General features: G+C 55.5%; 11 protein-coding genes. 6 read left to right on the forward strand and 5 right to left on the reverse strand.

Translation table 11 applies throughout. From position 1 onward, the window contains the following. The 3 genes from LPW29_RS13865 to LPW29_RS13875 form a co-directional block, all read left to right on the forward strand. Positions 1-566 (forward strand): glycosyltransferase family 2 protein (locus LPW29_RS13865; RefSeq protein WP_238628494.1); only part of this gene is annotated, 566 nt, incomplete at its 5' end. A gap of 295 nt (positions 567-861) precedes the next feature. Continuing rightward, on the forward strand, positions 862-1917 hold the full coding sequence (locus tag LPW29_RS13870) for a hypothetical protein (RefSeq protein WP_238628495.1): 1056 nt from the start codon (positions 862-864) through the stop codon (positions 1915-1917). Between the two features lie 180 nt (positions 1918-2097). Then, a complete protein-coding gene (locus tag LPW29_RS13875; protein ID WP_238628496.1) occupies positions 2098-3096 on the forward strand; it encodes an ATP-grasp fold amidoligase family protein in 999 nt (332 codons plus the stop codon). A gap of 94 nt (positions 3097-3190) precedes the next feature. Here LPW29_RS13875 and LPW29_RS13880 read toward each other — a convergent pair whose 3' ends face one another. Beyond that, positions 3191-3397 carry a hypothetical protein gene (locus LPW29_RS13880; RefSeq protein WP_238628497.1) on the reverse strand — a complete coding sequence of 69 codons (207 nt, stop codon included), beginning with the start codon at positions 3395-3397 and terminating at the stop codon, positions 3191-3193. A 173-nt stretch (positions 3398-3570) separates the two neighbouring features. Here LPW29_RS13880 and LPW29_RS13885 point away from each other — a divergent pair, with 173 nt between their 5' ends. Further along, positions 3571-4803, forward strand: a complete 1233-nt coding sequence (locus tag LPW29_RS13885) for a glycosyltransferase (protein WP_255705784.1) — start codon at positions 3571-3573, stop codon at positions 4801-4803. Between the two features lie 49 nt (positions 4804-4852). Here the strand turns inward: LPW29_RS13885 and LPW29_RS13890 are convergent, their stop codons facing one another. The 3 genes from LPW29_RS13890 to LPW29_RS13900 form a co-directional block, all read right to left on the reverse strand. Beyond that, positions 4853-5818 (reverse strand): glycosyltransferase, encoded by a 966-nt coding sequence (locus LPW29_RS13890; protein WP_238628498.1) that lies wholly within the window; start codon positions 5816-5818, stop codon positions 4853-4855. After that, on the reverse strand, positions 5815-6615 hold the full coding sequence (locus LPW29_RS13895) for a class I SAM-dependent methyltransferase (protein WP_238628499.1): 801 nt from the start codon (positions 6613-6615) through the stop codon (positions 5815-5817). The genes LPW29_RS13890 and LPW29_RS13895 overlap by 4 nt, the downstream gene beginning before the upstream one ends. Before the next feature lie 307 nt (positions 6616-6922). Continuing rightward, entirely contained in the window at positions 6923-8281 is a 1359-nt protein-coding gene (locus LPW29_RS13900) for a hypothetical protein (protein WP_370642836.1), read from the reverse strand. Positions 8282-8427: 146 nt separating this feature from the next. Between LPW29_RS13900 and LPW29_RS13905 the strand changes: the two genes are divergently transcribed. After that, positions 8428-10389, forward strand: a complete 1962-nt coding sequence (locus tag LPW29_RS13905) for an O-antigen ligase family protein (protein ID WP_238628501.1) — start codon at positions 8428-8430, stop codon at positions 10387-10389. 5 nt (positions 10390-10394) lie between these two features. On the opposite strand, the gene LPW29_RS13910 is transcribed toward LPW29_RS13905, so the two are convergent. Further along, positions 10395-11162, reverse strand: a complete 768-nt coding sequence (locus LPW29_RS13910; RefSeq protein ID WP_238628502.1) for an FkbM family methyltransferase — start codon at positions 11160-11162, stop codon at positions 10395-10397. Between the two features lie 250 nt (positions 11163-11412). On the opposite strand from LPW29_RS13910, the gene LPW29_RS13915 reads away from it, so the two are divergent. Beyond that, positions 11413-11950: VanZ family protein (locus LPW29_RS13915; RefSeq protein WP_238628503.1), on the forward strand; the 538-nt coding region annotated here is incomplete at its 3' end.

Below are 11950 nucleotides of genomic sequence, written 5' to 3' on the forward strand. Positions count from 1 at the left end.
CAAAAGTCCCGCCCCAATGGATTCTGGATAATGTTCCTCTGGGGCCCGCTTATGTCGTTACACCTCCCGATCGGAAGGAAGGCCCGCTCAGGCCTTCGGCGGTTTGGGGGCCCAATATGATGATCCGTGAGAAAATATTCACAATGGGTATTCGTTTTGATGAGGCCATTGGCCCAGGGCTGGCTCCTAATTATCCAATGGGAAGTGAAACGGAGTTGACTGAGCGCCTTGTCGCTCAGGGCCATCAGTGTTGGTTTGCCCCTGATGCCCGCGTGATGCATATCATAAGAGAGGAACAAATGCGGGTTTGGTGGTTGCTTAAGCGAGCGTTTCGCTCGGGCAAAGGAGAGGCAGACAGACAACTGAAGGCAGCGGCTTGTGGGCAAGATAAGTCCATCTTTGGCGCGCCGCGTTGGCTGTTTCGCAGGCTGGCAAAAAATGCCTGGGAAACGATTCAGGCAGGGGTGTTTCTGGGGCGCCCAGGATGTATTAACTCATTATGGCAGTTCTGTCATGTGTTGGGGCAGATAAACCACCATCAGTCCACAAGTCGGAGCCTACTTTAATTGTGATGGTGCCAGTTGGGCTCTGTGCTCTTGGCTGCTTTTGGGTAGGTTGCCGATAGTGGAGTGTTTTGGCAACTATTTTGATTACATCGAATTTCAACAATTGATAGGGTGTGCTGATTGAAATATTTTCACAGTAATGTCCTGTCCATGTTTGGCGGCACCTTAAATGTTTATTGTTCGGCTTTTATAGTTCTCATTACACGGTAGAATTGAAACGATGGTCGTAATGCTCGTGATGTTTTTATGTATTATCAGCTTTGCGAGAAAAGTATATAAGTTAGGAGTGTAAAAGATGGACGTTGGCGGGTTGGGGAAGATTAGGTCTTATATGCAGGGTGAGCCCAATCGCTTTGAGGAAGACGAAGCGGATCACATGGACGGTTTTCGGTGGGCAGCTAAAGCTCAAGGTGTTTCACTAGTACACCAAAATGATGGCTTATTTGAATTTTTATCTAAGAATTACAAGATTGGCGTCATGCGAAATATGCTGACGCACCTCGTAACCGAAGAAGCAGTACGGGTGTGTAGGGATAAGACCCGGGCACTCGAATGTCTTAAAAAAAAAGGCTTGCCTACCCCCTTTTCCCGCTATTTCGCACCGGATACAGGCTTCGAGGCGGCGCTTAATTTCTATAGGGATTGCGGAGTGGATTCGTTGGTAGTCAAACCTGCGGATGCACGCGCTGGCTCAGGTATTACCACAACCATAGTTAGTGATCAGGCCTTTAGGGAAGCATGGGGATACGCGAAGGAGAGTTTAACTTTGCGACAGAGCCCGATAATATTGGAGGAGAAGTGTAAAGGGATCGATGTTCGAGCTATCGTTGTCGCAGGCCGATTTGTTTGTGCTGCTACTCGGGTCCCCGCCCATGTGATAGGTGACGGTGTTAGCACAATTGCTCGCCTGATTGAAAAAAAAAACCAAGACCGAGCTGGGAATCCGTGCCATAGGCAGCACCCGATTAAGACGATGCCCAATCTCACTGAAATCCCGGCGAAAGCTGAGGTCAGATTTCTGACTGAACTTGTAAATGTTCACCAAGGAGGTGAGGCCTTGGATGTTACGGATATGCTGTCAAAGCCGTTGAGAAATTTATCTGTCGATGCGACTAGATCAGTTAAAGGTCTTGGCGTGGCGGGGGTCGATATGATCGTGGAAGATCTAGGGCATGATAAGGCTAGGGTGATCGAACTTAACACTCATTGCAACTTCAAGATTCACTATTATCCAATGTATGGGTTAAGAAGAAATCCCGCAGAGGCTGTTGTGGCGCATATGAAAAGACATGCACGCTTCAGGCGATATGTTCCGGCCGGACTGAAATTGGCTCTTAGGCGATTGTTGTAAAGGCGGGGGACGATCGCCCTAATTTAGTTGTCTTGGGTGCCATTAGGCCCCTCTAATTTACCGGCTCGCTCCTAATTGGTAAAAGTCAGATGCTTGCAAGCTCTCTTGATCAGCGGTCACGTTTGTAAGTATTGGGAGTTGAGGGCGCCATGCGATAGTCAACTTAATGGAGTTCAACAAGTGTTTCGTTCTCTTGCAAGAAATGCTAAGTCCCGGCTTGTTGATGGTTTTTCTGTAGGCTTGAGAAAAATTGCCGAGAGAAGTATTCCCCGTGATCGTGCGATTAGCGCTTGGAGGCGATTTTGGGTGGACCTATTACTGTTGCCAAATGATTACTTGGCTGTTCGTCGTGGCTATCAGGAAATGACTGGTGTTTCGCCTCGACTCTTTAAGCCGTCCACTTTTAATGAGCACGTACAGCGGGGTAAGCTCCTTCAAAGACAGAAGATCTATACCATTTATGCAGATAAGTTGGCGGTGAGAGAGTATGTTGCTCGAGTGCTAGGCTATGATGCGTTCCCAAAAATTATATGGTCAGGGCGTCATCTCGAAGATCTGCAGGGGGAAAAGCTCCCCAGTGAATATGTGCTCAAAACAAACCACTCGTGGCGGACTCAAATGATTGTCCGTTCAGGTGAAAAAATAGATTTTGATGAAGCTGCACAAACGTTTGAGAAGTGGCTGGCAAATGATCACAGCATCAAGACGGGTGAATATCAATATCGCTGGATTGAGCCGCAGGTTTTCGCGGAAGAGATAATCCTAAGGCCGGATCGGTCTCTGCCCGACGAGTTTAACTTTTTTTGTTTTCACGGCCGCGTGCAGATGATCGAGTTTCATCGCGGTAGGTTTTCAAAACACATTAGGGCCTACCTAACCCGCGATTTCAAGAGGCTACCGATTATCCGTTCGGGGTATGAAAGGCTGGAGGAATCGCTGGAGGCTCCACTCGAATTGGCAGAGATGATCAAAATCGCCGAGAGAATTTCAGCTAATGATAAATTTCTGAGAGTGGACTTTATGTACGGTGAACGCCCCTTCCTGGCCGAGCTTACGTTGCGTCCTGGATCCGGAACGGTAAGCTTTGATCCGCCTAGTGCTGATTTTGAACTTGGGAAGCTTTGGTCTGATTCAAGAATGGATCTCGCGGAGTCTGGTAAGGCAAAAAGGGTGAGATGACCTTTGCACTTCGCTAAGAAATTGAAGTGGTCCTCATCCACTGGTCCACCCCCTGACGGCCGATCTATGCTCTAACCGGGTTTGTCATCAGGCGTCAGGCTGCCTGAGTCAGAGGTTGATGGACGAAGTAAAACTCATCGGGTGTCGCGTCGTCCAGCCCCTGGTGGGGTCGCTGATACACCTTTTGCAGTGTCGGCCGGAAGGCCTCCCAGTCCACCACGCGATTGAACTTGGGCAGCTGCTCACCCAACTTCTCCAGCAGGGCATGAGGGTCTTCCAGATCAAAGAATCCGGATTGCATGACGGGTGTCCATCAGATCGCGAAGTCTACGGATATCATGCTCCGGCTGGGGCATTTTTTTGACAACCCCTTAAGTCTTTCGGAGCCAGCCGCAGAAACTCTTCGAAGTCCTGCGGCTCGTTACGACAGCCTGAATCATCATTCTTTGTGGACCCCACGAGGTACGTCAAGACATGCGCATATGTCTGCTGTCACACCTGTTTCCCGCCCGGTCCGAGACCTTCGTGCGGGGCCACGCCATGGGGCTTGCGAGTCGCGGCCACGAGGTGACGGCCGTGGCTCGATCAAGCGGCGGGGATATGTCTCCTGCGGAGATCAAGCAAATGGATGAAGCGGGTATCCAGCAGGTCCATGTGGGACTCCCCGCCTCTCGAAGGGTTATCCTGCCAGAATATTGCCGGCAGATCTGGCGCCAGGGGGGGTGGGTCATTCCCTTCTCGCGCGGAACTCGATGGACCTTGCAGCGTAATACGGAGTCTTTGCGGTACTTGAAAGAAATTCAGCGCCTGTCGCCCCATGTTGTGCATGTGCATTTTGGCGATCTCGGCGCTCGTATGGCTCGCCTTGGCAGATTCAGTGGCTTTCCGATCCCGAATGTGGTGACCTGGCACGGTTACGAGGCAACCGCATTGGCGTCCCAGTTGGGTCCAGAGACGTTCCTGGAATTATTCCAGAGTGATTGCTTACACACGGTGGGTTCGGTCTTCATGCAGCAGAGGCTTATCGCGCTGGGGGCAAGGCCAGAATCCATCAACGTCATTCCCATGGGGATTGACTTGGAACGCTTTGGCTGGTCGCAGGAGCCTAAATCACGCCATGGAACACTGAGAGTTCTCTCGGTGGGGCGACTCGTGGAAGTGAAGGGGCATAGCTATCTCTTGGAAGCCATCGGGAAACTGGCGCAAGCGGGTCGGCGGGTCGAATTGCGTCTGGTTGGGGACGGGCCTCTCCGAGAAGCATTGGAGGCTCAGGCAAAGGACTTGGCTATTGAGAGTCGGGTGAGTTTTGCCGGAGGGTTGGAGCAGGATGAGGTGGTTTCAGAGATGCGAAAGGCCGACCTGTTCGCCCTGACTGGCGTGATAGAAGCGACGGGGCGTGCTGAAGGTCAAGGGCTAGTCTATGCAGAAGCCCAAGCGATGGGATTACCCGTGATCGCTAGTGATGTGGGTGGCGTTCGGGACAGTATCGTGGACGAGGAAACAGGTTTTCTTTGCCATCAGCGCGATGTGGAAATGATTGCACAAAAAATCGCCTATTTCGATGAGTATCGTGGCGAGATTTTCCGGTTCGGCGCCCGCGGGCGTGCCTTCGTAGAATGCGGTTTTTCCAAGGAGAGGATGCTTGATGCGTTTGAGACACTCTATGGCCAAATCACCCTAGAGCAAGGCTTGCAGAAAAGTCGCTGATGGTTAAGGCGCTACCCCTCATGGATGCAAGTAACTCGGTTTCACAGTGTCAATCGTCTTTTGTCGCCTCGATTGGGGCTTTGATCGCTGCCAAGCCAAGATAGGCCCAGGCCTTGGGTTGTAGTGGGTGCTGAGAAATCGAAGAGGCAAAATCCCTTACTGCTAGACGGTAATGTTGGTCGGCGTAGTGTAGATACCCCAGCGTAAAGTGGATGCCGGCCACCCGCGCGCGGACATCCCGGGCGGGTACCTTTTGTCCGTCTGGGCTCTCATACCCCCACCGCTTGACGGCGTTGGTGATGACACGCGCACCATAGCTGACGGATGCGCCCCGGGCAGTGGCGCTGTGGGCGTGTTGCCGATAAACCGCCATGGGGCGTCGCAGGGTATGAATGGGTGTGTGTCGGGAGGCGCGTAGCCAGTAATCGTAATCCTGTCCAAGGCGCAGGGATTCGTCGAATCGACCGATGTCGTTCATCAGTGATCGTCGGAATACCACCGTTGAGGTCCAGACGCGACAGTCCAGGAGCAGCTTGTGATAAATCCAGCCTGAAAATTCGGTGTCAAGTGCATCCTGCGGAATGGTTTGAGCCTGTTCCAGTAGGGGCTGCAGGCTCGGAAACTCACCTTGTGAATCAGGCTCCCAGCGCTCGAAACCGCTACATACCAGTTGCACCTGGGGGTTGGCCGCCAGATGAGACAGCTGTGCTTCAAGTTTACCGGGTAGCCAAAGATCATCGGCATCCAGAAACGCGATGTATTCGCCGGTGGCGCGCGCGAGGCCAGCGTTACGCGCCGTGGCCGCGCCGCCATTGCTCTTGCGGATCAACTCAACGGATGGATGATGGTGTTTAATGTAGTCGCCCGTTCCATCCGTGGAGCCATCATCCACCACGATCAGCTCCAGATGATCGATTCCCTGCGCTTCGACGCTATGAATTGCATCGCCTATGTACGATCTCGCGTTGTAGGCTGGGATGATGACGGATACCCGGATGTCCGATGGCTGGGTCATGGGCTCACTTTCCGGGCCAGCAGTGAGGTGGAGGGGCTGGTGACGTGGGCCAGCCAACGGATGGGCGGGGCCACACGAATCGCAGAGAGCGCGAGGTGGCGCACCCGGCTGTGGCCACGCTCCATGTTGTCGAACCGGTCGCTGGATTCCATGCCAAGGCCTTTCAGATGGTCTCTGAGCTGATAATACGTGAACCAGTTGACTGCGGGATACGTGGCGTAGTTGGCAAGCTCGGGGCGGGTGGTCACGGCCAGATGCTCGTAACGACGCTTGAGGGAGGCGGGGTACCAGCTGTATAGCGGTAGGTCGTATTCGTTCTGTACTGGGCACAGTCGGTTGGTGGTGCTGATATACAGCACACCTCCCGGGGCGAGGATTCGGGCGAACTCGGCGAGGCATTGTTGCCAGTCTGCAACGTGCTCCAGCAGTTCCGGTGCGATGCAGATGTCCATTGAGGCGTCGGCAAAGGGGAGGGAGGTGGCGGACGCGATGTGAAATGCGGCCTCAAGGCCAGCCTCCGTGATGCGGGTGTGCGCCAGTCTGACCAGATCCTCGTTGATGTCCACCCCGTAGACGTGGTGACCCAGCTCCGCCCAGACACGGCTCTGGGTGCCTGCGTTGCAGCCGATATCCGCGACATTCAATGGCGTGCCCTGCCCGTTGTGGAATTTCAGCAGCTTGTCCCGGAGTTCTCGGGAGCGCTGCTCGGAGATGGCGCTCAGGCTCTGCCGGGCGTAATACTCGACAAATTCCGACCGGGTGCGGGTTTGCCATTTGGCTGATTCGCTGGGTTCCACAGTGTAACCTTGAGGTTGGCTGGATGCTCTGATGGGCGTATGTGGCGAAGAGGCCTCGCAAGGCATGGTCCAACCCCTAGGCTGGATGGATGGCTCGTCGGGCGGATTGCTGTCGGACACGCACCATGGGCATCAGGGATGCTAGGTTACCAAGGGCGCCTTTTGGGGGCCAGTCTGAAAGGGCCGCGTTACCACGAGGACAGTCGGTGACGCGCTGGGCCTAGGGCGAATCGCCCATTCAAGGGGTCGGCTATTTCCAACAACGTGGCGCATGGGTCAGCGGAGCCTGAACAGTTATTGCGTTATCTCAGCAATTTGGACACTGTAGCATCGGTGGTCCGATGTTCGTCTTACGGCCTGGATTTGAAGGTGCCATTGAATGAAACGCCCCCCAGGCGGGTAGTTCGCGGCGCCGGTGATTGTAGTCGTGATCCAGATGGGGCAGGTGCTCGATACTGTGATGGGGGGAGGCGCCCAACAGTTTCTCGGAGCGCGGATACAGGTCCAGGTACTGCGGGCGCGGGTCGGCATTCTGGAGGTATTGGTCAGTATCTTCCAAGTCCGCGACGAAATTGTCGTCGGTAGCGATGTGTGTTGCGATCTGTAACGGCACCGGTGAGAAGATGGCGTTTCCGGAGATGATTTGGGGGTAACCCGGGTCGGCGTGAGTGATGCGTATCCCGGTGCCGGCGGTGACCAGGGTGTTTTGCAGGATGTGAATGGCCTTGGGCACGTCGTTGTGGCGCATGATGATCAGCCCAGGACCGCGGCTGTTGAAGAACAGGTTGTTGTATAGCGCCACGTTACCCTCGCCCTGGAATAGGCGCTCGTGGGGGTTTTCGTGAAAGAGGTTGCCGTAGATCAGGTAGCGATCGTCCCGCCCCGGTCCCTCGGTTGGCCAGTGGCCCACCAGCAGGTTGGGGCGTGCTGAGGAGTCGCTACTGGCACCTTCGGCCTTGCTGAACAGATTGTGGCGGATGATGGTCTGCCTGGGTTCGGTGGGGATGCCCGGCACTTGATCGCGGATATCCTGGTGCTTGATCTGCATGTTGTAGCCCAGCGTGCGGTGGATGGCGTTATTTTCGATGAGTCCACCAATGAAGGGCGCGCTACCGTCGGGGCGGCCCAGGTAGAGGCCTGTGCCGATGTCGTGGATATGGTTGTTGCGGATGATCCAGTCCCAGGCCGGGGCACGGGTGGTGATGCCGGTATGACCCTGCGAGGCATGGTAGTTCCTGATGGTGAGGTGTTCGAGGGTGATGTGATGGGCGTAGTGGCCGTTGCCCTCCAGTACCACACCAGCCGCATTGCGTCCGCCTCCGTCCAGAGTGAGGTGACGTAGGGTCACGTGGGCCGTGCGCGCCAGGCTGATGGTGTTTTCTCCGCTGCGTGCGTGAAAGATCGCCGGTTCACCATGGCTCGGGCCGGTGATCACGATGGGGGCCTCTGGCGTGCCCTTGATGTTGTGCAGGCGCAGGCTGCGCGGATAGGTGCCAGCGGCCAGCTGGAGGTGGTCGCCAGGCTGCAGTTGACGGACCTGGTCGCGGTAGTTGTCTGGATTGGCCTCAACGATATGAATAGGGGAGGGGGTCGTGACAGTCGCGGTGCCCTGTACCGTGTGGTTTGAGGCGACTGATGTTGCCGGGAGGACGACCGGTAGCAACAGCGTCAGATGTAGCAGTGCTACCCTTATGCCAAGGTGCGCGCCGGCGCCGAGCCTCGCTGATCGAGTTCCATGACACGTTGGGGTGCTCATGGCGTGCCTGGGGTGAGTTCGGCCTGTCATGATTACATCCGTTAAAGGAAGCTGCGGTGTCGATTGCGGTGTTTGAGTCTATCCAGCTGAGGATAGCGCAGGTATCGGGCCTTGCGCTTGCGATGTTGGCGCTTGGTATGGCCGCAAGCTGGCCGATTGCAGCCCCGTGGCTTCTTGGGGCGGTGGTGCTGTACGGAGGCTTGCTATGGTGGCGCCCCCAGGCCTTCCTGCTGGTGATTCCCGCCTTGGTGCCGACATTGAATCTGTCGATGCATACGGGGCGGCTTTACGTGGATGAGCTGGATCTGTTCTTGCTTGCTACCGTGGCCGTGATGGTCTTTCGGTGGCGACCCGGCATGGGGGGTGTGTCGCTGCCTTCGGGCGTTAAGTTCGCCGTGCTGCTTTTTACATTCTCTGTAATGATCAGCCTGATCCTGGCGCTCTATCCCTTTTACGCGCCCGACGCGAACACCTGGGCACATTATACCCATCAGTATCATGGTCTTTACGCTGTCAAGGGCTTGATGTGGGCCGGCCTACTGTTGATGTGCGTGGGTCAATTGCCTCAAGCGCCGAGCCAACTCTTCAGGGACTGGTTCGTGCCTGGCATGGTCCTGGGCGCGGTTGGCTGCATCATCTGGGTCTTGTGGGAGCGCGCGACATACCCTGGGTTACTGGATTTTTCCAGTAGGTACCGAATTACTGGCGCGTTCTTCGACATGCATGTGGGCGGCCCAAGCATCGAAACTCATCTGGTGATGAGCGTGCCGTTCGTGATGCTTTGGGGAGTGTGGCAGCGTCGAGTGGTACTGCCCTTCCTCGCAGGTCTTGGTATTGTCGGTGCTGCTATGTACGCCCTGGCCGTGACCTATTCACGAGCGGGTTATCTGGGCATGGGGATTGCCCTATCGGTGTTGCTGTTGGGTGGTGTTCTGGCGTTGTTTCATGAGGAGACGCGGTCTCGGGTACGCATTTTTTCGATTGCTCTGGCAACCATGGTGTTGAGCGTCGGTGCCTTGCTATGGGTGGGTGTGGGTGGTGGCGTGCTCGAGCAGCGCATGGCGCGCTGGGCGCCCGATATGGAGTTGCGACAAGAGCATTGGGAACTCACGGCGGAACTCGCGCGAAATAATGATGGTTCAGGGTTTTTTGGCCATGGTCCGGGAAGTTTTCCTCGCTTGTACCTGATGGGTAACCCAGAAGGGCGCTTACCCGCCAATTTTGCGTATGTGATGGAGGGGGGGCGCAGTGTGCTGCGCTTGGGCACGGGCGATTCCTTGTTTATCAATCAACGGCTTCGAATTCCCTGGCACGGCGAGTACACCTTGCAACTGGAGGCTCAATCCGACCAGCCCACGCGACTTGAAGTGTTTATCTGTCAGAAGCCGATCCGGTACTCCTTTAGGTGTCGTAGCGCCGCGGTGTCCGTTGACGACGGCGAAGGCGAGTTACAGGAGGTGCTTCATTTTGATGTGGAGGATCTGAAGACAGGCCCGTGGTTCATGCGGCGGCAACTGGTGTTGTCGTTCCGGAATACCTCAGATGATTCCTTGATTGAGGTGAAACGACTCAGCCTGACCTCACAAGATGGAAAGGAATGGCTGAGCAATGAAGATTTTTCTGCCGCCGGGCGGCATTGGTATTTCACGACAGATCATCTGTGGCCTTGGCGTGTGGAAAACGTATTGTTGGTGATCTGGCTGGATCAAGGGTGGCTTGGGGTGCTTTCGTTCCTGCTTTTAATAGGTCTGACCTTCTGGCACTTGCTTCGCCGTATGTTTTCGGGGTCCTTTCAGGATGCTGCCGTTCTGGCATCCTTGGCTGGAGCCATGGGGATCGGTGTCTTTAGCTCCATATTCTGGTCGCCAAGGCTGGAGTTGCTGTTTTTCTTGATCCTTTTGCTGGCATTGGTCGCTGGGTGTGGTGCCGTTCGGGAAGGCTTCGCATCGAGAACGAGCCTGCCTTCGAGGCAGGTGCGCCATAAATTCGTCCGCGAGTCAGCGAGGAAGACTGCGTGAGGCAGCTATCTTGCTATCTTGCCTAGTCGTGCTATTGGGTCTGTTTCGGAGGGGAGGAAGATGACATTTGTGCCCATGAATGATTTTTTCCAATTGGCGCGGTTTGCGTGGGTCTCTGGGTCAAATGATGTGAATGGATAATAGGCATCGCCAAAATGGAACCATCCGGTGTACCCTTGTTCCACAATAAACGAGAACATATCAGGCATGGGCTCCGGGTAAAGCAGGGGCGTGGCTTCAGTCATGATGGCTGGTCGATGTTTCGCGATCGTGCTCTCCGCCCCATGCAGAACCTGTAGCTCATGTTGCTCGACGTCAATCTTGATAAAGCCGACGTCATTAAATGTTAGCGAATCCAATGGAATCGCTTCAATGGTGTACGACTCAGCGATCTCATTCTTGTCGTAATGGCACGAGACGGAGCCCTGTGCGTGGTCAGGCCCGCTTGTGCTACTGGGGACATTAAGGGTAAGTGTCTGGTGCTTATCAGAAATGGCCACGTTCCTGATGGTGGCATGCGGAAACAGGTCGACCAGCTGCCTGGCCAGAACAGGATTGGGTTCAAATGCGTAGACATGAGAGCTGTACTTCGACAAGAAGTAGGTATATATCCCGATGTTGGCGCCAACGTCGATGGCCTCGCGACCAGGCGGGCAGAGCTTGCGAAGTAACCTTATCTCTCGCTCTCCATTGAAATAGTTATCTAACGCCCTCACCCTCAGTAATAATTTTGGCGGGAGGGTGGCCTTGATCTGCTGTATTATCCGATTCATTTGGCATCGCGACGTGGTGGGTTTTCGGGAGGAGGACGGGCAGGTTGCGAGGTCATGAGCTACATTGGGCTGTGTCCCTTTGCATTAGCGCCGCCATGGTCCGTTTGGATTGAATCACCCAATGGCATCGTTGACAACCGTGCTCCTGGCTGACGTCCTGACGCTCCGTGGGCATCAGGCCTCGTCACAACGTGAGGGTATGCGGACATACCAGGGCTGACTGGACCAATCGAACATGTGGAATAGGTGGATGCTTGGCGCGTGGGTGTCGTGGCTGGCCGTGCTCTACGCCACGCTGATGCCATTCGAGTTTGGCAATCAGAGTATGGAGCAGGCCTGGGCCCATTTCACTCACCTCACGTTGCCGCAGATGGGGGCCTCGGCGCGGCAGCAATGGGTGGCCAATGCTCTGATGTTCGTGCCGCTGGGGCTGTTCTGGACGGCTTGGCTGTCGGGCTATGTGCGCGGTGTTGGGGGGCGTGTGGTGGTGGGGCTGTTCGTGGCCCTGATGGCCCTGGCCACCACGGCGACGGTGGAGTTTCTGCAGTTCTGGCTGCCCCAGCGAGAACCCTCCTTGCTCGATATGAGTGGCAACTTCATTGGTGGTGTGCTGGGCGTGCTGGCCTGGTTTGGATTGTCGAGGCCAGGGCGCCGGGGGGTGGCGATAGTGCGCCAGGGTGGGCTCGCCGCCCTCTGGTGGGCATTGATGATGTATGCGGTGGTGTATGTGCTCACTGCCTGGCTGCCCTGGGATTTCATGGTGTCCTGGGAGGAGGTGTCCGCCAAGT

This window comes from Ectothiorhodospira sp. 9100 (assembly GCF_022227565.1).
In the GTDB taxonomy this organism is placed as follows: Bacteria; Pseudomonadota; Gammaproteobacteria; order Ectothiorhodospirales; family Ectothiorhodospiraceae; genus Ectothiorhodospira; species Ectothiorhodospira marina.